The following is a 21,852-nucleotide window of genomic DNA, read 5'->3' as shown; positions in this document are numbered from 1 at the left end:
AACATTCCGGGACATCGGGAAAACAGGGAATGAACGAACTGCGCGAAAACTTCGCGAATGACAGCGGCCTGCAATTCACGCTTCGCCAGATGCGGCGCGATCTCGCCAATTGGCGGGTGCATGGCCTGCTTCTTATCCTCGCCGCCGTGCTCGCCTGGTCCGGCCCGTTCGATACGCAATCGGCGTTTTCGCTCGTCGGGCGCTTCGCCTTCTGGGGGGCAACCACGTTTCTGACCTATTGGGCGGCGCATTTCTTTGCAAAGTGGACGCGGTTTCACCTCAGAGCCCGCCGGACGCCGCGCCATTACGCGCTTGTGGCCGTCATTCTCGTTGCGGGTTCTGTCGCCACCATTGCGGTGCTGCCTGTCACGATCGCGGTCGAGGGCCTTGCGGCGCTCGCGCCCTCTGCGATCGCCGCGACCGCGACCCATGCCTTCATCATCGCCACCGCCGCCGTTGCGGCAATGGAGCTTCTTGCGCGCGACGAGTCGGTGGAAGCGGAGACGCCGCAAAGGCCCGAACCGCCGCGACTGCTAACGCGCCTGCCGGTCGAGAGGCGCGGACCGCTGATCTCGCTCAGCGTCAGCGACCACTATGTCGAGGTCACCACCGGCGCGGGCCGCCACATGCTGCTGATCCGGCTGAAGGATGCCATCGACGAGACTGCCCCCGTAAACGGTCTGCAAATCCACCGCTCCCACTGGGTTGCGCTCGATGCCGTCTCTGCCGTCCGGCGCGAGAGTGGCAAGGTGTTCGTCGAAACCACCGCCGGCGACCGCCTGCCCGTCAGCCGTTCCTGTCTCGACGACCTACGTCGGTCAGGCCTTCTGGTGCGTTGAGGCAAATGGTTAATGCGACGGCCGAATCCGGCGCTTCGCCATGGCCCCGGGAAAATCCGAATCCAGATGTGGACCGCCCGCAGTCCCTTTCCGCAATATCTAGCCGTGAACAAATCGGGAAAACGACAGAGTCAGCGATTCGTCTGTGATTCGTTCGCATCTGTTCCAAAACTTAACGGAACGGCGTTTTCGCGGCCGAAATCCAAAGGCCCCTCTTGCTTGTCGGCGATCGGCAGGCCATCTATAGGCGAGCGACCGCTGCGGGCCGATGGAGCCGGCCCGCGCGGATATGAAAGACCGTCGGGGGCGAGCATTTGGCCCCGGCCACATCATTCGGGACCGGACATTGAATTCTGAAGCAATGATCTTGAGCGGGCGCGGCGTTACCGCGATGCTCGGTCCGACCAATACCGGCAAGACCCATTTCGCGATCGAGCGCATGGTGGCGCATTCCTCCGGCGTCATCGGCCTGCCGCTGCGCCTGCTGGCGCGCGAGGTCTATACCCGCATCGTCGAACGCGTCGGCGTCAACAATGTCGCGCTGATCACCGGCGAGGAGAAGATCGCCCCGCCGAAAGCGCGTTTCAGCGTCTGCACCGTGGAAGCCATGCCGCGCGAGGCCGATGTCGCCTTCGTCGCCATCGACGAGGTGCAGCTCGCCAGCGACATGGAGCGCGGCCACATCTTCACCGACCGCATCCTGCATCTGCGCGGGCGCGAGGAAACGTTGCTTCTCGGCTCGGCGACCATGCGGCCGATCCTGCAGAAACTGCTTCCCGGCATTTCCGTGGTCGAGCGGCCGCGCCTGTCGCAGCTTTTCTATGCCGGCCAGAAGCGGATCACGCGCCTGCCGCGACGCTCCGCCGTCGTCGCCTTTTCCACCGAGGAAGTCTATTCGATCGCCGAGCTGATCCGCCGCCAGCGCGGCGGGGCGGCGGTGGTGCTGGGCGCGCTTTCGCCACGCACCCGCAACGCCCAGGTCGAGCTCTACCAGAACGGCGACGTCGAATACCTGGTGGCGACCGACGCGATCGGCATGGGGCTCAATCTCGATGTCGACCACGTCGCCTTTGCCCAGGACCGCAAATTCGACGGCCATCAGTATCGCAATCTCAACCCCGGCGAACTCGGCCAGATCGCGGGCCGCGCCGGACGCCACATGCGCGACGGCACGTTCGGCGTCACCAGCAGGGTCGCGCCGTTCGACGATGAACTCGTGGAACGGCTGCAATCGCACCAGTTCGATCCCGTCCGTGTGCTGCAATGGCGTTCCAAGGCGCTCGATTTCTCCTCGCTCGACAGCCTGAAGGCGAGCCTTGACGACGTGCCGCGCGTGCCGGGCCTGACGCGGGCGCTGCCGGCGGTCGACCAGCGCGCGCTCGAATTTCTGGCGCGCAATCCCGACGTTGCCGGCAAGGCCGATCGCCGCGCCCGCATCGAGCTTCTGTGGGAAGCCTGCGCGCTGCCGGATTATCGCCGGATCACCCCCGCCCAGCATGCCGAGCTGATCGCCTCGCTCTATCTCGACCTTGTCGAGCACGGCACGGTGGACGAGGATTTCCTGGCAAAGCAGGTAAAACACGCCGACCGGATCGATGGCGAAATCGATACGCTGTCGGCGCGGATTGCCCAGATCAGAACATGGACTTATGTTTCGAACCGGCCCGGATGGCTTGCCGATCCGACACACTGGCAGGAAAAGACACGGAAAATCGAGGATCGGCTGTCAGATGCGCTGCATGAGAGGTTGACGAAACGCTTCGTTGACCGCAGGACATCTGTGCTGATGAAGCGCCTGAGAGAGAATGCGATGCTTGAAGCTGAAGTGAGCGTGAATGGTGATGTCTTTGTCGAAGGACATCATGTGGGGGAACTGGCGGGCTTCCGTTTCAAAGCCGTGTCCGGGGCCGAGGGTCCCGATGCCAAGGCGATCGAAGCGGCGGCGCTGAAGGCGCTGGCGTTGGAGTTCGAGGCGCGCGCCGCGCGCCTGCATGCCTCGGGCAATGGCGATCTGGCGCTTGATGCGTCTGGCACCGTGCGCTGGCTCGGCGATCCCGTGGCCCGGCTTGTCGCCTCCGACAACGTGTTGCGCCCGCGCGTGATCCTGCTGGCCGACGAGCGATTGACCGGTCCGGCGCGCGATCATGTCGCAGCCCGTATCGAGCGCTACGTTAATCACCAGATCCAGACCGTGTTGAAGCCGCTCGACGATCTCGCCAATGCCGAGGATCTCGAAGGCATTGCCCGCGGCCTCGCCTTCCAGCTTGTCGAGGCCTACGGCGTGCTGTTCCGCCGCGATGTCGCCAATGAGGTGAAGTCGCTGGATCAGGATGCGCGCGCCTCGTTGCGCCGCTACGGCGTGCGCTTCGGCGCCTACCATGTGTTCATGCCCGCTTTGCTGAAGCCGGCACCGGCGGAGATGATCACGCTACTCTGGGCGCTGAAGAATGACGGACTTGAGAAGCCCGGCTATGGCGACCTGATCTCGGTGCTGGCGGCCGGCCGCACCTCGGTCGTCACCGACCCGACCTATGAGCGCGAGTTCTACAAGCTCGCCGGCTTCCGTTTCCTCGGAAAGCGCGCCGTGCGCATTGACATTCTCGAGCGCCTCGCCGACCTGATTCGCCCGCTGACCCAGTGGAAGCCGGAAGGCGGTTCGCCCCGGCCGGAAGGCGCATTCGACGGCCGCCGCTTCGTCACCACGCCGGCGATGATGTCGATCCTCGGCGCGACCGCCGACGACATGGAGGAAATCCTCAAAGGTCTCGGCTATCGCGCCGATGTCGCCTCGGAAGAAGAGGTCGCCACGCTTGCCGAAATCCAGGCCGCGCGCGACGCCGAAAAGGCCGCCCGCCAGGCTCCGAGCGGCGTGATGGTGGAAACCGTCGCCAAGAAGGCCGTCGCGGAAAAGCCTGCCGAAACGCCGACTGAAGAGACCGCCGAAGCCGCAATGACGGCCGAGCGCGCCGACGCAGCAGAGGCGAAGACTGCCGAAGAAACAACCGAGGTTGCCGCGACGGAAACCGCTGCGACGCAGACGGCCGAAGCGCCGGCGGAACAGCCGTCGGAACCGGCCGCGGAAGACGCTCCTGCCGCCGGCAAGGCGGAAGAAACCGCCGAGGCGCCTGCCGAAGACAAGCCGGAAGAAGAGGCCAAGCCTGTTCTGCTGTGGCGTCAGGCTGGCCGCAATGAACGCAACGCCCGTCCCCAGCATGGCCGTGGCCAGCAGCGCGGCGAAGGCCGCGGGCGCGGACAGCAGGGCGGCCGCAAGGGCGGCGGCGAGGCCGGTGAGAACCGGGGCGACGGCGAGCGTTTCGGCAGAAACGACCGCGGCGGAAAGGGCGGCAAAGGCGGCAAGGGGCCGCGTCGCGACCGCAAGGACGATCACGCAAACCAGCGCCCGCCGCGCCGCGAAAAGGACAAGCCGATCGATCCGGATTCGCCGTTCGCCAAGCTCGCTGCCCTGAAAGAGCAGATGAAGCGCTAGAACCATGGACGAAGCCGCCGAAAAACAGCGCATCGACAAATGGCTGTTCTTCGCGCGCATCGTCAAATCGCGCTCGCTGGCGCAGAAACTGGTGCGCGATGGCCATGTCCGGCTCAACGGGTCGCGGGTCATCCGCCCGAGCGTCGATGTCGGCGACGGCGACAAGCTCGTCGTTGCGCTGGAGCGACGCGATGTCCATGTGATCGTGCGCGCGGCAGGAACCCGCCGGGGGCCGTTTGCCGAAGCGCAGACGCTGTACGAGCACATCAGCTCGCCGCCGGAGGCGCGCGAAAAGCTCAACGCGTTCGAACAGGCCCAGCGGGTTCCGGGTTCAGGCCGGCCGACCAAGAAGGAACGCCGCGACCTTTCGAAATTGCGCGGCGACTGAATTGCCGACGCGGGTTTGGAAAGTTCTACCCGTCACGCCCCGGTTTCGAGCATGAAATGGTCTTGCCCGGCCGTCTGAAAGCCGGTAGTTCCGGGCAGAGTTTATGGGTGCGAAGCCTGCGGCGAACCGGTTTTCGGTTTCAAAGGGCGCGCGCCGGCCGCTTTTCTGGAGTCTTTCATGACCTATGTCGTGACCGATAATTGCATCAAGTGCAAATATACCGATTGTGTCGAAGTCTGCCCGGTGGACTGTTTCTACGAGGGCGAGAATTTTCTCGTCATCCACCCCGATGAATGCATCGATTGCGGCGTCTGCGAGCCGGAATGTCCCGCCGAGGCGATCAAGCCCGATACCGAGCCCGGCCTCGACAAGTGGTTGAAGCTGAACGCCGATTTCTCCGAATCCTGGCCCAACATCACCATCAAGAAAGAGCCGCTGCCCGAAGCGGAGGAGATGGATGGCGTCGAAAACAAGTTCGAGAAGTTCTTCTCCGACAAGCCCGGCGCGGGCGACTGAGCGTCGCGCCGACCGGCTGATCCCGGCATGCTGCGGTAATTGACGCATCGTCAACAAGCGCAGCTTTTTTCCGGCCGGGGCACAATTTTGGGCTTGGCGAAGCGCGCCAATTCGGTTACGTGTCGGCCATGGACCACCCTCCCGCCGGTGACGATGCGTCACGGGTGCACGGCTCATTGATTTCTGCTGCACAACATGCTATATAATTGGCACTGACCCATAAAACGGCAGCTTTGTCTTAAAAGCCGAAGAAAGAAATCAACCCAAACGTCGAATAATCGGAATTTTTTTGAAGGCCTTTGTCTTCAGATCAGGATTTCGTGTCGCTTTTCGTTGCCCGTTCGATGGAAACAGTGGGTGGCAACCTCCGTTGCCCCACCCTCCGGATCATGCATGTCCGGAACCGGCGCCCGCCGGATGCGTAACAGGGAGTTTTTGAAAGCCTATGACAGTACAACAGAAAAAACCTGCCGGCCGCCACGGTTTCAAGCCCGGCGAGTCGATCGTCTACCCTGCCCACGGCGTTGGCACGATCAGCGCGATCGAGGAGCAGGAAGTGGCCGGCATGAAGCTCGAGCTTTTCGTGATCGAATTCGACAAGGACAAGATGCGTCTGAAGGTGCCGGTGGCCAAGGCCATGAGCATCGGCATGCGCAAGCTGTCGGAGACCGATTTCGTCGAGCGCGCGCTGAAGGTTGTGCAGGGCAAGGCCCGCGTGAAGCGCACCATGTGGTCGCGCCGCGCGCAGGAATATGATGCCAAGATCAATTCCGGCGACCTGATCTCGATCGCCGAGGTGGTCCGCGATCTCTATCGCGCCGAGAACCAGCCCGAGCAGTCCTATTCCGAACGCCAGCTCTATGAAGCGGCGCTTGACCGCATGGCGCGCGAAATCGCCGCCGTCAACAAGATGTCGGAAACCGAGGCTGTCCGCCTGATCGAAACCCACCTTGCCAAGGGTCCCAAGCGCGGCAAGGCGGCGGAAGACGAAGACGACGCCCGCGAGGAAGCGGCCTGATCAAGGCGCTTCCAGCAACATGTTGAATGAAAAATCCGGTCTTTTAGGCCGGATTTTTTTATGATCCAGCCCTTTGAACTGAAAAAATGAATTCCATGTTGAACTAAATGCCCCCGCTTTGCGTTGATATTTTCGAGGAGCAACGGATGCGCTTGTCGTCCCGAAGCCCTCGTTGGCCCAAACAACGCGCCTTCCGGGAGCCACGCCATGGATATCGACGTACAGGACCACCGCATTGCCAGCGCAGCAATGGCAGCGCCTTATCTTTCACGCGAACAGGAAACCGAGCTTGCCACCCGCTGGCGAGTGAAGGATGACAGCGATGCGCGCGATGATATCGCCATGGCGCATCTGAGGTTGGTGGTCTCGATGGCCGGCAAGTTCCGCGGCTTCGGCCTTCCCAAGTCGGATCTGGTGCAGGAAGGCTATGTCGGCCTTCTGGAAGCGGCTGCCCGTTTCGATCATCAGCGCGGCGTCCGGTTTTCGACCTACGCAAGCTGGTGGGTTCGCGCCTCGATGCAGGATTACGTGCTGCGCAACTGGTCGATCGTGCGCGGCGGAACCAGTTCCACCCAGAAAGCGCTGTTCTTCAAGCTCCGTCGCCTGCGCGCCAAGATCGCCGCGCGCGACCGCAGCATGAGTTCGCAGGCGATTTACGAAGAAATCGCCGCCAGCCTCGGCGTTTCGGTCTCCGACGTGCAGGTCATGGACGCCCGGCTTTCCGGCAATGACGCCTCGCTTCAGGCCCCCGTCGGCAATGACGGCGAAGAGGGCGCCGAGCGGATCGACCTTCTGGTCTGCGACGCGCCGCTACCGGAAGAGCAGGTCTCCGGCATCATCGACGGCGAACGGCTTCATTTGCGGCTTAAGCGCGCCCTGACCAAGCTGACCGCCCGGGAAAACCGCGTGATCCGCGCCCGCAAGCTTGCCGACGACAGCGCCACGCTCGCCGAACTCGGCGCGGAGCTTGGCATTTCCAAGGAACGCGTGCGCCAGATCGAAACCCGGGCGCTCGAAAAGCTGAAGATGGCAATGACCTCCGACGGCCCGTCGGAACTCGCGATAGCCTAAAAAACGCGCGTTGCCCGCCCGTTACTGCGAAACGATCTTCACCGTCTCGCCCGCAGAAAGCGTCGCCCCCGGCGGCAGCGCGTTCAGGACCTGAAACAGCGCGAGCTTGCGGTTGGTGCCCATCATCTTCGCGGCGAGGCTGGCGACCGTGTCGCCCGGCTGAACGGTGACGATGCGAATTCTCAATGGCTTCAGATCGGCGGCTTCGGCGGGCGACAGCTTGCGGAACGAAGACCGCACGGAAAAGGCGGTATCCTCCAGCGCGCCGCTGCCGCGCGGCGCGGCGGTCAGCAGGCGATAGATATCGCCGCCGTCGCGGATCACCGTGACATCGAACACCCAGTCGCCCGCGACGGCCTTTGCGGTTGCTGCGGGCATGCCGTTGACGGTGGTGGACTGGACCGAGCCTTCCACCAGCCCCGTCACCCAGCCGCTTTTTATATAATCCTCGAGATCGCGCCGGCCATTCGCCTTGACGCCATCGAAACGGATCGCGACATCGCCGGGACCGGTGGCGACCACCGCATTGGCCTTGTCCGTCATCACGAAACCGGGCGGCACCTGGAAGGCGATCTGCAGCTTGGGATGATAGAAATCGCGATTGCGGATATAGCCCTGGTCCGGATTGCTACCATAAAGCAGCCCGTTGATTCCGTTCAGGAAATAATCGCGGCCGACTTCCGAGGCGCCGACATTGTCATAGAGCGCGGCCTGCTGGGCGGCGAGCTCGATACGGCGCGGCGTGTTGGGATGGCTCGACAGGAAGTCGAGGCTCTCGCCCTCCGCGCCCGCCGATTCATACTGCGCATAGGCCGCCATCGAGCGCAGGAAGCGCGAGGCGGCATATGGGTCGTAACCGGCTTCCGCCAGCATGCGGATGCCGATCGCGTCGGCCTCCAGCTCCTGCTGCCGCGAAAAGGCGGCAAGGCGCATCTTGCCGCGCGCGGCGATCTGGTCGACCTCCGGATTGCCCGGCAGAACCTCGGAAATCACCTCGTTGGAAATCGCTTCCGCTTCCTCGCGGCGCTGGCGTTCAATGCCGTGATTGGCGGTGACATGCGCCATCTCGTGCGACAGCACGGCGGCGATCTCGGAGGCATCGGTGGCAAGCGCCAGAAGCCCGCGCGTGACATAGAGATAGCCGCCCGGCAGCGCGAACGCATTAATGCTGGGCGAATTGAGGATGGTGATCCGGTAGGTCTGGCGCGGATTTTCCGACACCGCCGTCAGCGCGCCGGCGACGCGGGCCACCAGTTTTTCGACCTGCGGATCGCGGTACTGGCCGCCGTAGTTTTCGAGAATGCGCGGATGCTCGCGCGCGCCCATGGCCGCGTTCGGATCATTGCGGGTCAGTGCGTCGACGGTCTGCTCGGCGCTGGCAGGCGTTTCCGGCAGGATGAAGAAGGTGTCGTTAGTCTGGCACGAGGCGAGCCCCAGCGCCGCGATCAGTACGAACACGGATGGCCGCACTCCCGGCAGGAAGCGCCTGCGTCTGTCTTGCGTGAGGCCGCGGCCGACCTTATTCACCATACCTGTCGCGTTCGGATGAACGCGTCCCTGATCACTGCGGTCCGGCGAAAGCCGCCCGGCGCCTGTTTTACTTTATCATATTTGTCGTTTCGTGCGCCAAGGGTCAATAGCGCGCGGAAAGTCGCCCGTTCTCGACAACCAGCCGGTGGTCGGCGATCGCCTCCACCTCGTCCGGCTCGTGCGAGACGATAACGACGGTATTGCCGGATTCGCGATGAAGTTCAAGCAGCAGCCTGCCCATCTCGCCGCGCATATCGGGATCGAGCGCCGCGAATGGCTCGTCGAGCAGCAGAACCGGCCGGTCGCGCACCAGTGCCCGGGCAAAGGACGCGCGCTGGCGTTCGCCGCCGGACAGCGTCGCGGGCTTACGCTTGTCATAGCCTTCGAGCCCGACCCGTTTCAACGCATCGCGCACGTTCTCCCGTCCGGCATCGTCAAGCCGCAGCGCCGGGTCAAGGCCTAGGCCGACATTGGTGAAGATATCGAGATGGGCAAACAGGTTGTTTTCCTGAAACACCACCGTCACCGGCCGCCTCGAAACATGAAGCCCGTTCATCCGCTCGCCGGCAATCAGAATGTCGCCGCTGTCGGGCCTTTCGAAGCCGGCGATCAGGTTCAGCAGCGTCGTCTTGCCTGAGCCGGAGCGGCCGGTCACGGCACTCACCTTCGCGCCCGCGATCCGGCCGTCGAAGCGGAAGTCCTTGTCGCCGAGCCTCAGGGCAACATCGTCAAGCGTGATATCGACGGGCATGGTCGCTTTCCCTTTCATCGCGCAGCCTGCCGGCGGGTGCCGGCGACCATCAGGATAAGGCAGATCGCGCCGAGGATCAGTGCCAGGCCGTTGGCATCCGCCGTGCGGTAGCTGCCGAGCCGGCTGTAGAGCAGCCAGGGCAACGTGGTGAGATCATCGCCGCCGAACAGCGCCACGGCACCAAGATCGCCGAGCGACAGCGCCATGGCGAAGGAGAGCGCCGTCAGAAGCGGCCGTTTCAGCCCCGGCCAGTCGACGATCCTCAGCCGGGCGAAACCGGAAAGTCCAAGACTAGCCGCAAGCCGCGCGGTGCGCGCGCGGTGAACCGCGATCGCCGGCTGCAGAACCCGCAGCACGAAGGGCAACGCCATCAGCGCGTTGATGCCGGCGACCACGAGCGGCGCGGCCGCATCGGTCAGCCCGAAGGGGCGCAGCAGCAGAAACCATCCGGTGCCCAGCACGATCGGCGGCACCAGCAGCACCAGCGATCCCATCGCCGCCATCGTCGCGCTGAAACCCTTCTCGACGGTGCTCGGACGTTTTGCCGCAGCCACCGCCCCGGTCGCGGCAATGAAGGCGAGCGCCACGAAAAGCGAGAGCAGTGCGGCGCCAAGCGCAATCGAAAGGCTTGTCGCCGTCGCCCGCAGAAAAATCCTTTCGCCGAGCAGCTTGATGAGGTCCGCCTCCACGCCCTTGATGACGATCATGGCGAGCGGGAGCGCGAGGGCAACCGTGAACAGCGCGATGATGCCGGCGTCGGCCAGCGCCTTCAGCCGGCCCGCGCCATCCGGGCGGGCGATGGCGGTGTCGGCGCTGGTGCCGGGATCGTCGGCCTTGGGCAGGAAGGCGAGCGCGATCAGCACCAGGCCGGTCAGCGCGATCTGCATGCCGGCAAGGGCGACGGCGCGGGCGGGATTGAAATCGAAGCGCAGCGCCTGATAGATCGCGACCTCGATCGTGGTCGCCGCCGGCCCGCCGCCCAGGATCAGCACCAGCGTGAACGAGGTGGCGCACAGCATGAAGATCAGCCCGGCGACGCCGGCGATCAGCGGCGCAATCACCGGCCATTCGACGAAGCGGAACACCGCGCGGCCGGGCATGGCGAGCATCGCCGCCGATTTGAAATATTCCTGCGGCACCCGCTCCAGCCCCGCCAGAAACAGGCGGGCGGCAAGCGGCAGGTTGAAATAGACATGGGCCAGCAGAATGCCCTGCAGGCCGTAGATCTGGAGCGGGCGGCCGAGGCCCACCAGCGTCAGCAGATCGTTGAATATCCCCTGCCGGCCCCAGATACCGATCAAGCCCAGCGCGCCGATCAGCACCGGCAGGCCGAGCGGCACCGCCATTAGCCGCACGATCCACAGCCGACCCGGAAAATGCGGTCTTCGCGCCAGCGCCAGCGCCACCGGGATGGCCAAGGTCACCGAAATCAGCGTCGACAGCGTGGCCTGCCAGAGCGTGAAGCGCAGGATGCGCCAGACATAGGGTTCCTCGAACACCGCCACCGAAGCCTGCAGCCGCCCGAACCCGGAAAGTGCGATAATGGCGATCGCGATAAAGCCGATCACGCCGGCAAGGGCGATGATGCCATAGCCATAGCTGCGGCGGCGTTCCGAGGAGGACATCAGCATGGCGCAGTCCTCGCGTTCAGGCGCAGGCGGGCAGGTTTGCCCGGCAGCGGCTGGAGGATGAATTTGCAGCCTTTTGCTGGACCCGCCGGCCACTTCGCGCCTCAGGGAGCGGGTCTAGTGCATATGTGGCCCGCGTCTTGCTCCCAATACTCTCTCCCGCTGGCGGGAGAGATGCCCCGAAAGGGGCCGTGAGGGTGGCGCGGCATCTCAAAACGTGAGAGCGTTCGCGGGGATAGACTCCCCCCTCACTGTCGCTGTCGCGACATCTCTCCCCTCCGGGGCGAGAAGATTGGGGGGCTATGCGGAGCGGTTCGCCGCAGTATGCGGGAGGTGAGGCAATGTCACGCACCCGCCGCACAGCCAGCCCACGGCCTCGCCTATAAAGGAGCGGGTCTGTTGCATCGGGGCGCGGCACCTTGCTCCCAATACTCTCTCCCGCTGGCGGGAGAGATGCCCCGAAAGGGGCAGTGAGGGTGGCGCGGCATCTCGTCTCGTGAGGGCGTTCGCGGTGATAGGCTCCCCTCTCACTGTCGCTTTCGCGACATCTCTCCCCTCCGGGGCGAGAAGATTGGGGGGCTATGCGGCGCGGTCGTTTGCTGTGGCGCGGCACCAAGCGAGAGGCAGCCTCGCGCCCTCGCCTCACCGCCGGACCTGTCGCTCTCACCGCGCACTCATGGCGTTCAGCCATTCGTCGATCCATTTCTGGCGGTTTTCGGCGACGATGTCGGGGGGAAATTGCAGGGTCTTTTGCGGCTTCACTGCGTTTTCGAAAGCGGCGGGCAGCGGGTCGCTGGTCGCGGCTGCCGGCATCATCCAGTTATGGGTCGGGATCGCGTCCTGGAAGCCGGGGGTGAGGATGAATTCGAGGAAGGACCTTGCAAGGTCCGGATCATCGGCCATCGTCGTCATGCCGGCGACCTCGATCTGGATGTAGAGCCCGTCCTTGAAATCGATCGCCTTGTAGCGGTCGCTCCCCTCCTCGATCTCGTGATAGGCCGGAGACGTGGTGTAGGACAGCACCATCGGCGCCTCGCCGCTGGTGAACAGGCCGTAAGCCTCCGACCAGCCCGGCGCGACCGTCAGGATCCGGTCGGAGAGTTTTTCCCATTGGGCGGCAGCGTCATCGCCATAGACCGATTTCATCCACAACAGCATTCCGAGGCCCGGCGTCGAGGTGCGCGGGTCCTCGATCACCAGTTTCTGGTCGGCGGGGCCGTTCACCAATTCGTCGAGCGTTGTCGGCGGGTTGTCGATGCTTTGGGTGTCATAAACAATGTCGAACCAGCCGTAATCGAAGGGCACGAAGATATCGTCGGAAAAGCCGCCGGGGATATCAGCGGCCTCAGTCGAGACGCCGGATTGCGCGAAAAAGCCGGTTTCCTTCGCCTCGTGGATGAGGTTGTTGTCGAGACCGAGAACGATATCGGCGGGGCTCGACTGGCCCTCGAGCTTCAGCCGGTTGAGGAGCGCAACGCCGTCCTCGACGCTGACGAATTTCAGCGTGCAATCACAGGTCTTCTCGAAGGCGTCCTTCACCACCGGCCCCGGGCCCCATTCGGCATCGAAGCTTTCATAGGTATAGACGGTGAGAACCTTGTTCTCCTCGGCGCCCGCCGGCAGCGCCGGAAGGGCCGCAAGCGCGAGAATGGCGATGGTCGTGCGATAGGTCATGACGCCTCCTTGTGTTCGGTAACTGAGGGGAAAACGGCGTCCTGCGCGTCTAATCCCTCCGCCGGTGCTAGCCGGATCAGGTTCTTCGGGTTGGCTCAAAGCCTCTCAGCGAAAATCGCACCCCGTTAGAGCTGACCAAACACCTATCGCGGCGCACCCGGCATTTCAAGTGGCGCACGATTTGAAAAATCGGCTCACAAGCATTAGGTAAAAGGCTTGTCCGGCGTGCCGGACGAAAAGTCGGTCGTCATGCGAAGTAAAGCGTGTCGGCTCATCCTTCAGGGGCGAAAGCACTCTGGAAAACCGAAAACGGCGCGGCCGATCTCGGCCAGCGTGCAGTGTTTCAAGGAAGGAGCACACGAGATGACAGAAGCAAAAGCGGGCGATACCGTTCGTATTCACTACACCGGAACCCTCAATGACGGTTCGACCTTCGACAGTTCCGAAGGCCGCCAGCCGCTGGAATTCACCGTGGGCGCGGGCCAGATCATTCCCGGCCTCGATCGCGAGATCGCCGGCATGAATGTTGGCGACAGCCGCGACGTGAAGGTCGATTCCAGCGAAGCCTATGGCCCCCATGACCCGCAGAAGGTGCAGGTCGTGCCGCGCTCCGCCATGCCGCAGGAAGTGGAAGTTGCCCCCGGCATGCAGCTTCAGGCGCGCACGCCCGATGGCCAGACCGTACCGCTGATCGTGACCAAGGTCGAGGAACAGGAAGTCACCGTCGACGCCAATCATCCGCTCGCGGGCCAGGATTTGAATTTTGCCGTCGAACTGGTCGAGATCGTGAAGGCCGCCTGATCAGGGCCTGTCGCGCCGTTTTCGAACTATGTGAAAATATTGCGGCGCGAAGGTGGCACATTGCCATGATTTTGCCATTCTTTGGCTGAATGGCTTTGCTAATAATGGGCTGGTACGCAAATGTGTGTGTCAGCCCTTTTTGATGAGCCATCCCCATGCCGGATTCCCGGAACGTCTATTTTATCGATCGAAAATATTCTTCTTCAGCGATGGAACCGAAACGGGCCTGCCTCGTTTGTGACTCGTCCGCGCCCGTCTGGCGACGGGCGTTCGCGCAACCGCGCCTGCGCGCTTCCGGCGGGCGAAGGGAATGAGTATGCTGCTCTGCACCATTTCATTTTATCTATCCATTTAAAGCCAACGGGATTTACGCATGAAGAGACGAACCTTTCTGGCCCAGACCGCGGTCGGCGTGCTCGCTCTTTCGGGGGTGGGCGGCAAGGCCTTCGCGCAGCAGGCGGTCGAGCCGGGAAAGATGCCGGAAGCCAATGCAACGGTCGAGGCGTCAGCGCCGCCTCCTGACGCGTTCAATTTCGACACGCTTACCGAACAGATGAAGGCCAAGGCCGGGGAGGCTTACGAGGAACCCTCCCAGGAGGTCCCCGAACCGTTCCGGGACCTTCAATATGATGATTACCGCGCTATCCGCTACGATCCCAACAAGGCGATCTGGCGCGACCAGTCCGATTTTCAGCTTCAGGCCTTCGCGCTCGGCTGGCTGTTCAAGACGCCGGTTGATATCTACGAGGTCGCCGACGGCGTTGCGCAGAAACTCGAGTTTACGGGCGATGACTTCATCTACCGCGCGCCGCTCGACGTCGAGCAGTTTCATGGCGTCAAGCTGCCGGGGGTCGCGGGCTTCCGGATCAACTATCCGCTGAACCGCCCGGAAGTTTCCGACGAGCTGATCTCGTTCCTGGGTTCGTCCTATTTCCGCGCGCTCGGCCAGAACAATCTCTATGGCCTTTCAGCGCGCGGCCTTGCGATCAACACCGCGACCAGCCAGGGCGAGGAGTTTCCACGCTTTTCCGCCTTCTACATCATGCGGCCGGGCACGGAGAAGGACAAGATCACCGTTTTCGCCGCACTTGAGGGGCCGAGCGTCACCGGCGCCTACCGTTTCGTGATCACGCCGGGCAAGAACACGCGCATGGATGTCACCGCGCGGCTGTTTTTCCGGAACGATATCGAGCGTCTCGGCGTTGCCCCTATGACTTCCATGTTCCTGTTCGGTCCCGCCAACCATCATGCCTTTGATGATTATCGGGAGCGGGTCCACGACAGCGAGGGTCTCAAGATCGTGCGCGCCGACGGCACGGAGCTTTGGCGCAATCTGCAGAATGCCAAGACGCTCGCCAATTCGTTCTTCGGCGAGACCAATCCACGGGCGTTCGGCCTCTACCAGCGCCATCGCGCGTTCGAGGATTATCAGGACGCCGAGGCCCATTACGAGCGGAGGCCTTCGCTTCTGGTGGAGCCGGCCGGAAACTGGGGCAAGGGCACGATTTCGCTGGTCGAGATCCCGACCGACAAGGAAGTCAACGACAATATCGTTTGCTTCTGGCAGCCGGAAGCGCCCGCCAAGAAAGGCGGATCGGCCGAGTTCGGCTACCGGCTGACCTGGGGCGCGATCGAGGAAGACCAGGCCCGGCTCGCCCGCGTCATCGATATCCGCAGCGGCGAGGGCGGCGTGTCCGGTGTGGCCAATGACAATGACGACGTGCGCAAGCTCGTCGTTGATTTCGCCGGCGGCCCGCTGGATGACATGGCGCCCGGCTCGGAACTGCAGGAGCGCCTGCACATTACCAATGGCGAGGTCGTGCATTCCACGGTCTCGGCGATCAGAGGCCAGGGCGTCTGGCGTCTGGCAATCGATATCAAGCCCGCCGGCGACGCGCCGGTGGAAATTGTCGGGGCGCTGACGGACGGGAGCCGCGACGTGAGTGAAATCTGGTTATATCAGTGGAGAAAAGGCGATGACCAACCAAATTGACGGGTCGGATCAGAACATGGAATTCAGCCGGTTTCTTCCGGCGTCCGCGCCGCTTCCCATGCCCGAGCAGCTTCTGGAGCGCCCGCGCCGCCGCGGCGTTATCGCAACGATACTCTCGCCGGTTCTCGTGTGGCAGCGTCCGCGCTCGGCACGGCTCTAGAAACCGGAAGGTAACTTTTCCGGACGGCCCCCCGTTTTCAACGGTGAGGCCCGCAAGGACCAAAGGGATAACCGATGCTGGCCTTCAGACGGACCTTTTCGATCGTATTCGCCGCAATCATCGCGATTGCGGCGTCTCGCATCGCGATGGACGTTTTCTTCGCCGACGGCGCCGACTGGGTCGACTTCGTGCGGATCGCGCTGTGCGCTGCGACCGCCGCTTGGATCGCCTGGGGCGCTGCACTCGGCATTGGCGGCCTTATCGGCCGCAGGTTCAAGACGCCGCCGCGGGCCTCGCTTGCCGAAAGCGGCCAGGCGGCAAAGACGGCCATCCTGATTCCGGTCTACAATGAAGACCCGCGCGCGACGTTTTCGTCGGCCGCCGCCATGGCGCATTCGCTGGCGCAAACGCCCTATGCCGGGCTTTTCGACATCGCCATCCTCTCCGACAGCCGCGATCCCGAGGTGATTGCGCAGGAGGAGGCGTGGTTCCTCACCCTTCACGCCGACATGCCGCGCGGGATCGACGCATATTATCGCCGCCGCACCGACAATAGCGGCAAGAAAGCCGGCAATATCGGCGATTTCGTCCGCCGTCACGGCGCGCGCTACACCTATATGCTGATCCTCGACGCCGACAGCCTGATGGAAGGCGAGACGATCGTGGAAATGCTGCGCCGTATGGAGGCCGAGCCGCGGCTTGGCCTGTTGCAGACGCTGCCGAAGATCATCGCGTCGAAGACCTGGTTCGCCCGCGCCCTGCAGTTTTCCGCCGGCCTGTTCTCGCCGATGTTCACCCGCGGCCTTGCCCGTATCCAGGGTGAGGAAGGCCCGTTCTGGGGCCACAACGCCATGGTGCGCACCAATGCCTTTGCCGAAAGCTGCGGCCTGCCGGCGCTTTCCGGCGCGCCGCCCTTCGGCGGACATATCCTGAGCCACGACTATGTCGAGGCGGCGCTCCTCAGGCGTCAGGGCTGGATCGTGCGGGTCGACCCCGATCTCGAAGGCTCCTACGAGGAAGGGCCACAGAACGCGATCGACTATGCCAAGCGCGACCGCCGCTGGTGCCAGGGCAATCTTCAGCATATCCGTCTTGTAACCGCACCCGGCCTGCATGGGTGGAACCGCTTCACCTTTCTGCAGGGCGTGATGGCCTATATCAGCTCGCCGCTGTGGATGGCGTTCATTGTCGCCTCGATCGTCGCCCCGCTGTTTGCGCCCGCGATCGACTATTTTCCGAGCCCCTACCTTCCGGCGATCTTTCCGCGCGCGGAAACCGCGCTCGCGGTGACGCTGCTGGTCGGCGTCGGCGGGCTGCTGATCGGGCCGAAACTGCTGATCGCGCTGCGCGCCGGCGTCTCCGGCGAAGCGCGCCGTTTCGGCGGGTTTTTCCGGGTGTTCCTGTCCACGCTCGCGGAGATCATATGGTCGTCGCTGCTCGCGCCGATCACGCTGATGTATCAGAGCCGCTCGGTGATGCAGGTGATCTTCGGCATGGATGGCGGCTGGCCGTCCTCCGACCGCGAGGGCCAAACGCTGAAATTCGGCGAGGCCTTCCGGGCAAGCTGGTGGATCGTGCTGACCGGCATTCTGACGCTCGTCGGCTCCTGGACGCTCGCGCCGGACCTGTTCTGGTGGCTGACGCCGATTGCCGGCCCGCAGATCATCGCCCCGCTGCTGATCGCCGTCAGTTCATCGCCGACAAGCGGTCGGTTCGCCTATCGCTGCCAGCTGTTCCGCACGCCCGAGGAACTGGCGCGCCCGGCCATCGTCCAGGAACGCGACCGCGTTCTTGCGCGTTGGAAGGAGAGACCCGCTGTTGACCGGGAGACCGCCGCGCCGAGGACGGATGCAATCGAGCCCGCCTATTCGGCCGCGCAGGGATAACGCCTTTGGACGCAAACAGAAGCAATGCCGCCGCCCCGGCGGCGCCGGTGAAAAGCAAGCGCGATCCGCGCCTCGATGTTCTGCGCGGTCTGGCGCTGATCATCATCTTCATCGACCATGTGCCGGAGAACCTCTATTCGTTCTACACGATGAGGATGTATGGCTTCTCCGATGCGGCGGAAGCCTTCGTGCTGATCTCGGGCATTTCTGCCGGCCTTGCCTATAGCGGCCGGTTCGTGGCCGGTTCGCTGATGGAGACGGCCAAACGCATCTGGCGGCGGGCGGGCACGATCTATGGCGCGCATCTGTTTTCCACGCTTGTCGTGCTGGCGCTTGCAACGCCGCTTCTGGTGCGCTTCGGCATGGAGGAATTCGCCGAGCTGAACGGGCTGTCATGGCTGTGGGAACAGCCGCTCGGCACGGTCGCAGGCTCCGCCCTGCTCACCTACCAGGTCAGCTATTTCAACATCCTGCCGCTTTATATCGTGCTGTTTGCGGCCCTGCCGGCGCTGCTATTGCTTGGCAAGCGCAGTATCAGACTGATGCTGTCGGTCTCGTTCGCGGTCTGGCTTGTTGCGCGCTATTTCGAGATCCGACTGCCGGCCTATCCGGCCGACTGGGCCTGGTTCTTCAACCCGTTTTGCTGGCAATTGCTGTTTGCGATCGGCCTTGCGGTCGGCATCGCCAACCGGCGCGGCAAGGCGCTGGTCGGGTTTCACCCTGCGCTTTACGCCGCCTCGGTCGCTTTCGTGGTCTATTCGGTGTGGTGGCGGCTGATCGGGGAGTATAATTTCCCCTTCCCCGCCTTCATGCCGGACTTCATCGCCGATACCAGCAAGGAATGGCTCAGCCTGCCGCGCATCGCCCACATTCTGGCGCTCGCCTATATCGTGGTCTACATGCCGGGGCTCAAGCGTTTCCTGTCGCTGCCGATCTTCGAGCCGATCAATGTCATGGGCCGGGCGAGCCTTGCCACCTTCGTCACCGGCTCACTGACCGCCTTCGCGTTTCAGATCCTGCGCGAAATGACCGGAATCACGCTCCTGGGAGATAGTATGTTGCTGCTGGCGGGCATCGCGATCCAGTATTTCGCCGCCCGCACCGCACTTGCCCGCGCCGGCAAGGCCAAGGCGGCTGTGATACCGCCCGCGATCACGCCACCGCCGGAGGCCGCCATCAAGCGGTCAGGCTGATTCCGCAGCCTGCGCCGGCGCGCCAAGGAGCATGGGCCGCAGCGCAAGCGCCGCGACAAGGCCGATCAGACAGACGACGGCCGCAAACATGAACAGCATGGTGAATGTATCGCCGTAGCCGCCGATCGCCAGCGCGCGGGCGGGCTCCGGCAGCGCGGCAATGGCGGTCGGCGAGAGCTCGGTAAGCGGTCCGACGCCCGGAATAGGCGCGGAACGGCCAAGGCCATGGGCCAGAATTGCGCCGTAGATGGAAATGCCGGCCGACGCGCCCACCATGCGCGACAGCGTCACCGTGCCGGTGGCCGCCCCGACATCGCCGCCGCGCGCGGCGTTTTGCACGCCAAGCACCGGCACCTGCTGCCCGAAGCCGATGCCGAGCCCGTGCAGGCCGAGGATCGCCGCCGTGAGCGCCAGCGGGGCGGAAACGGCAAACAGCGAAAGCGTCACAAAGGCCAGCGTCGAGAGCGACAGGCCGAGAATCGCCAGCGGCCGGTATCGTCCGGTGATCGACATCAGCCGCCCGCCGGTGAGCGCGCCGACAGCCAGGCCAATGGTGACCGGAATGAAGAACAGGCCCGCCGCCGTGGGCGATAGCCCGTGAACGGTCTGCAGGAACAGGGCGAGATAATTGACCATGCCGATGGCGATGCTGCCGCTGGCAATCGAGATGATCAGAAGCAGGACGACGGTCCGGTTTGAAAACAGCGAAAGCGGGATCATCGGCTCGGGCGCGCGCCGCTCCACCATCACCCACAGGCCGGTGAGCACGGCGACCGCGGCCACCACGCCAAAACTTGCCGGCGACAGCATCGAGCCGAAGATCTCGCCGGAATCGCACCACAGCACGATCCCCGTCACCATCAGCGCCAGAAGCAGCGCGCCAAGGAAATCGATCTTCGGCTTGCGCCCGGTCTTGCGGTTGGGGAGCAGAATATGGAGGCCCGCAAGCACGACGAGCCCGACCGGCAGGTTGACCAGAAAGATCGAGCGCCAGCCGAAGGCGGCCGTCATCGTGCCGCCGAGGATCGGGCCGAGCGCGCCAGACGTCATCAGCACAAGGCTGGCATAGCTCTGGTACTTGGCCCGTTCGCGCGCGGGAAACAGGTCGGCGTTGAGCGAGAAGATCGACACCATCAGCCCGCCGCCGCCGAAACCCTGGAGAACGCGCGCGGCGATCAGCGTGTTCATAGAGACTGCAAGCCCGCAGGTCAGCGATCCGACCAGAAAGATCACGATCGCCGCCATCAGCACATATTTTCGCCCGATAAGATCGCCAAGCTTGCCGTAGATCGGCATCACCGCGCAGGAGGCCAGCAGATAGGCGGAGGCGACCCAGCCGAAGCGCTCGACGGCGCCGAACTCGCCGACGATCGTCGGCAGCGCGGTGGAGACGATCTGGTTGTCGAGCGTTGCCAGGAACATCGACATCAGCAGGAACAGGAAGGCGATGACCCGACGACGCGGATGCTCGACCAGCGAGACGAACTGGCTCTGTTGGTCCATGGGCGGGGCAGTCTCGGTGGAACGCATGGACGATAAATGTGCTGAAAGCAAGTATTTGTCAACAGCATGGATATGCACTATGCATGTTTCAAAATTTCCGATGATCTGATAGACAGAGAGCATGGACGAAAAGCGCGATACGACACCCCCCGACCTGGCCGACGCCATGGACCGGATTTCCGACGCCATGACGCAGCAGCGGCTGATGATGCGGCGCCGCATCATCGGGCGGATCGCGATCGCCAATGTCGCGCCGGCGCTGGAGATCACCCATCTCGATGTGCTCGACGTGGTCTATCGCGCCGGCGAAGACGACCGTGCGACGATCGGCTCGGTTGCCGAAGGCATGCGCATCGATCCCTCGCGCGCCAGCCGCATCGTCGCCGAACTCGTTTCCCAGAATGTGCTGGAACGCCGGGTGTGCCAGAACGATGCCCGCCGTTCGATCCTGGTGATCACGGCGAAGGGCAAGGTGCTTCTCAACGAGGTTCACGCGGTCAAGCGGCGGCTTCTGGAAGGCGTCACCGAAAACTGGTCGGCCGAGGACCTGGATGCGTTCTCCAGGCTCTATCAGCGCTTCGTCAACGGCCTCGAGGACTACGCCCGCGCACACGCCGCCGGCGAAGCCCCCGAGATCGCGCCCAAGGCCCGTTCGGCGGGCTGAGCAGAACGGACCGGGCGGGGATCGACAGGCGAACGCGTCCGGGCGTGCGTGCCACCCTTCCCTTTGCGCCCGATCCGCTCTATTGCGTAGGCGATGAACGAGACCTTCACGATATTGCTGGGCGGCGCGCTTTCGGTTGATGACCGGGTGCTGGCGCTTGTGGCCGAAAGCCGGGTGATCGCCGCCGATGGCGGCATGCGCCATGCCGAGGCGTTGGGCGTGAGACCGGAAGTCTGGGTCGGGGATTTCGATTCCACCGATGCCGAGCTTGTGGCCCGCTTTCCCGAAATCACGCGCAAGAGCTTTCCGCCCGCCAAGAACCTGACCGATGGCGCGCTTGCCGTTGAAGAGGCGCTGGAGCGGGGCGCGGCGCGGATCGTGATGGCCGGCGCGCTGCAGGGCGAGCGCACCGATCACGGGCTGATGAACCTTCTGCTCGCCGTCCGGCTGGCTGGCGACGGCATCGACATCGTGCTGACCTCCGGCGAGGAGGAGGCCCATCCCCTGCTTGCCGGCGAGACGGTGGTGGAGATGCCCGAGGGCTCGCTGTTTTCCGTGCTCGGCGTCTCAGACCTTGCCGGCCTTTCGATCGACAACGCCGTCTATCCGCTGGCTGATTTCGCCCTGCCCTTTGGTGCTGCGCGCGGCGTGTCGAACAAGGCGAAGGGCGGGCCGGTGCGCTTCGGCTTGAAAAACGGTTCGGGGATCATCATTCTCCGACCGCATGATTTTTCGGGAGTATGAGGCGTT

At 63.8% G+C, this 21,852-nt stretch carries 18 protein-coding genes and 1 riboswitch; of the genes, 13 read left to right on the top strand and 5 right to left on the bottom strand.

Features of this window, described 5'->3' with window-relative positions; genetic code table 11:
* Positions 1-29 precede the first annotated feature (29 nt).
* From V6767_RS14095 to V6767_RS14070, 6 genes are all read left to right on the top strand, one after another.
* Entirely contained in the window at positions 30-839 is an 810-nt protein-coding gene (locus tag V6767_RS14095) for a LytTR family DNA-binding domain-containing protein (protein WP_448474058.1), read from the top strand.
* A 361-nt stretch (positions 840-1,200) separates the two neighbouring features.
* Positions 1,201-4,326 carry a helicase-related protein gene (locus V6767_RS14090; protein WP_448474100.1) on the top strand — a complete coding sequence of 1,042 codons (3,126 nt, stop codon included), beginning with the start codon at positions 1,201-1,203 and terminating at the stop codon, positions 4,324-4,326.
* A 4-nt stretch (positions 4,327-4,330) separates the two neighbouring features.
* Positions 4,331-4,714, top strand: coding sequence for an RNA-binding S4 domain-containing protein (locus V6767_RS14085; RefSeq protein ID WP_448474057.1), 384 nt, complete (start codon positions 4,331-4,333; stop codon positions 4,712-4,714).
* 177 nt (positions 4,715-4,891) lie between these two features.
* The gene (gene fdxA / locus V6767_RS14080) at positions 4,892-5,230 is read left to right on the top strand and encodes a ferredoxin FdxA (RefSeq protein ID WP_230720070.1); all 339 of its coding nucleotides are present in this window, start codon (positions 4,892-4,894) and stop codon (positions 5,228-5,230) included.
* Between the two features lie 445 nt (positions 5,231-5,675).
* Positions 5,676-6,248: a CarD family transcriptional regulator gene (locus V6767_RS14075; RefSeq protein ID WP_230720069.1), complete on the top strand. Its 573-nt coding sequence runs from the start codon at positions 5,676-5,678 to the stop codon at positions 6,246-6,248.
* Between the two features lie 207 nt (positions 6,249-6,455).
* Positions 6,456-7,319 carry an RNA polymerase factor sigma-32 gene (locus tag V6767_RS14070; RefSeq protein ID WP_448474056.1) on the top strand — a complete coding sequence of 288 codons (864 nt, stop codon included), beginning with the start codon at positions 6,456-6,458 and terminating at the stop codon, positions 7,317-7,319.
* Positions 7,320-7,340: 21 nt separating this feature from the next.
* Here V6767_RS14070 and V6767_RS14065 read toward each other — a convergent pair whose 3' ends face one another.
* From V6767_RS14065 to thiB, 4 genes are all read right to left on the bottom strand, one after another.
* A complete protein-coding gene (locus V6767_RS14065; RefSeq protein WP_448474055.1) occupies positions 7,341-8,849 on the bottom strand; it encodes a M48 family metalloprotease in 1,509 nt (502 codons plus the stop codon).
* A 103-nt stretch (positions 8,850-8,952) separates the two neighbouring features.
* Complete coding sequence (locus V6767_RS14060; RefSeq protein WP_448474054.1) at positions 8,953-9,600, bottom strand: thiamine ABC transporter ATP-binding protein; 648 nt, start codon at positions 9,598-9,600, stop codon at positions 8,953-8,955.
* A gap of 14 nt (positions 9,601-9,614) precedes the next feature.
* Positions 9,615-11,231 carry a thiamine/thiamine pyrophosphate ABC transporter permease gene (gene thiP / locus V6767_RS14055; protein ID WP_448474053.1) on the bottom strand — a complete coding sequence of 539 codons (1,617 nt, stop codon included), beginning with the start codon at positions 11,229-11,231 and terminating at the stop codon, positions 9,615-9,617.
* 660 nt (positions 11,232-11,891) lie between these two features.
* Complete coding sequence (gene thiB, locus V6767_RS14050) at positions 11,892-12,902, bottom strand: thiamine ABC transporter substrate binding subunit (protein ID WP_448474052.1); 1,011 nt, start codon at positions 12,900-12,902, stop codon at positions 11,892-11,894.
* Between the two features lie 36 nt (positions 12,903-12,938).
* A riboswitch (TPP riboswitch) is annotated at positions 12,939-13,037 on the bottom strand.
* Between the two features lie 228 nt (positions 13,038-13,265).
* Between thiB and V6767_RS14045 the strand changes: the two genes are divergently transcribed.
* The 5 genes from V6767_RS14045 to V6767_RS14025 all read left to right on the top strand — a co-directional run bounded on the left by V6767_RS14045 (position 13,266) and on the right by V6767_RS14025 (position 18,935).
* Positions 13,266-13,703 (top strand): FKBP-type peptidyl-prolyl cis-trans isomerase, encoded by a 438-nt coding sequence (locus V6767_RS14045; protein ID WP_018064943.1) that lies wholly within the window; start codon positions 13,266-13,268, stop codon positions 13,701-13,703.
* A 373-nt stretch (positions 13,704-14,076) separates the two neighbouring features.
* The gene (locus V6767_RS14040; protein ID WP_448474051.1) at positions 14,077-15,696 is read left to right on the top strand and encodes a glucan biosynthesis protein; all 1,620 of its coding nucleotides are present in this window, start codon (positions 14,077-14,079) and stop codon (positions 15,694-15,696) included.
* The gene (locus tag V6767_RS14035) at positions 15,680-15,856 is read left to right on the top strand and encodes a hypothetical protein (protein WP_448430405.1); all 177 of its coding nucleotides are present in this window, start codon (positions 15,680-15,682) and stop codon (positions 15,854-15,856) included. Before V6767_RS14040 ends, V6767_RS14035 begins: the two co-directional genes overlap by 17 nt.
* A gap of 74 nt (positions 15,857-15,930) precedes the next feature.
* Positions 15,931-17,742, top strand: coding sequence for a glucans biosynthesis glucosyltransferase MdoH (gene mdoH / locus V6767_RS14030; RefSeq protein ID WP_448474050.1), 1,812 nt, complete (start codon positions 15,931-15,933; stop codon positions 17,740-17,742).
* Between the two features lie 5 nt (positions 17,743-17,747).
* A complete protein-coding gene (locus V6767_RS14025) occupies positions 17,748-18,935 on the top strand; it encodes an OpgC family protein (protein ID WP_448474049.1) in 1,188 nt (395 codons plus the stop codon).
* On the opposite strand, the gene V6767_RS14020 is transcribed toward V6767_RS14025, so the two are convergent.
* Positions 18,927-20,438 carry an MDR family MFS transporter gene (locus V6767_RS14020; RefSeq protein WP_448474048.1) on the bottom strand — a complete coding sequence of 504 codons (1,512 nt, stop codon included), beginning with the start codon at positions 20,436-20,438 and terminating at the stop codon, positions 18,927-18,929. The two genes, V6767_RS14025 and V6767_RS14020, sit on opposite strands and share 9 nt — an antisense overlap.
* Before the next feature lie 121 nt (positions 20,439-20,559).
* Between V6767_RS14020 and V6767_RS14015 the strand changes: the two genes are divergently transcribed.
* Entirely contained in the window at positions 20,560-21,102 is a 543-nt protein-coding gene (locus V6767_RS14015; RefSeq protein ID WP_448474047.1) for a MarR family winged helix-turn-helix transcriptional regulator, read from the top strand.
* 93 nt (positions 21,103-21,195) lie between these two features.
* Entirely contained in the window at positions 21,196-21,846 is a 651-nt protein-coding gene (locus tag V6767_RS14010; RefSeq protein WP_448474046.1) for a thiamine diphosphokinase, read from the top strand.
* Positions 21,847-21,852: the final 6 nt, after the last annotated feature.

This window comes from Martelella sp. FLE1502 (genome assembly GCF_053484255.1).
Note: the sequence above shows the minus strand (reverse complement) of the source record. Positions and strands in the feature narration are given on the sequence as shown.

Excerpts from the sequence above, each read along its gene's own strand:
- V6767_RS14015 (WP_448474047.1), top strand. The coding sequence starts at position 20,560 with ATGGACGAAAAGCGCGATACGACACCCCCCGACCTGGCCGACGCCATG.
- fdxA (WP_230720070.1), top strand. The coding sequence starts at position 4,892 with ATGACCTATGTCGTGACCGATAATTGCATCAAGTGCAAATATACCGAT.
- V6767_RS14085 (WP_448474057.1), top strand. The coding sequence starts at position 4,331 with ATGGACGAAGCCGCCGAAAAACAGCGCATCGACAAATGGCTGTTCTTC.
- V6767_RS14095 (WP_448474058.1), top strand. The coding sequence starts at position 30 with ATGAACGAACTGCGCGAAAACTTCGCGAATGACAGCGGCCTGCAATTC.
- V6767_RS14040 (WP_448474051.1), top strand. The coding sequence starts at position 14,077 with ATGAAGAGACGAACCTTTCTGGCCCAGACCGCGGTCGGCGTGCTCGCT.
- V6767_RS14075 (WP_230720069.1), top strand. The coding sequence starts at position 5,676 with ATGACAGTACAACAGAAAAAACCTGCCGGCCGCCACGGTTTCAAGCCC.
- V6767_RS14060 (WP_448474054.1), bottom strand. The coding sequence starts at position 9,600 with ATGCCCGTCGATATCACGCTTGACGATGTTGCCCTGAGGCTCGGCGAC.
- V6767_RS14070 (WP_448474056.1), top strand. The coding sequence starts at position 6,456 with ATGGATATCGACGTACAGGACCACCGCATTGCCAGCGCAGCAATGGCA.
- V6767_RS14090 (WP_448474100.1), top strand. The coding sequence starts at position 1,201 with ATGATCTTGAGCGGGCGCGGCGTTACCGCGATGCTCGGTCCGACCAAT.
- V6767_RS14035 (WP_448430405.1), top strand. The coding sequence starts at position 15,680 with ATGACCAACCAAATTGACGGGTCGGATCAGAACATGGAATTCAGCCGG.
- thiP (WP_448474053.1), bottom strand. The coding sequence starts at position 11,231 with ATGCTGATGTCCTCCTCGGAACGCCGCCGCAGCTATGGCTATGGCATC.
- V6767_RS14010 (WP_448474046.1), top strand. The coding sequence starts at position 21,196 with ATGAACGAGACCTTCACGATATTGCTGGGCGGCGCGCTTTCGGTTGAT.
- thiB (WP_448474052.1), bottom strand. The coding sequence starts at position 12,902 with ATGACCTATCGCACGACCATCGCCATTCTCGCGCTTGCGGCCCTTCCG.
- V6767_RS14020 (WP_448474048.1), bottom strand. The coding sequence starts at position 20,438 with ATGGACCAACAGAGCCAGTTCGTCTCGCTGGTCGAGCATCCGCGTCGT.
- V6767_RS14045 (WP_018064943.1), top strand. The coding sequence starts at position 13,266 with ATGACAGAAGCAAAAGCGGGCGATACCGTTCGTATTCACTACACCGGA.
- V6767_RS14065 (WP_448474055.1), bottom strand. The coding sequence starts at position 8,849 with ATGGTGAATAAGGTCGGCCGCGGCCTCACGCAAGACAGACGCAGGCGC.
- mdoH (WP_448474050.1), top strand. The coding sequence starts at position 15,931 with ATGCTGGCCTTCAGACGGACCTTTTCGATCGTATTCGCCGCAATCATC.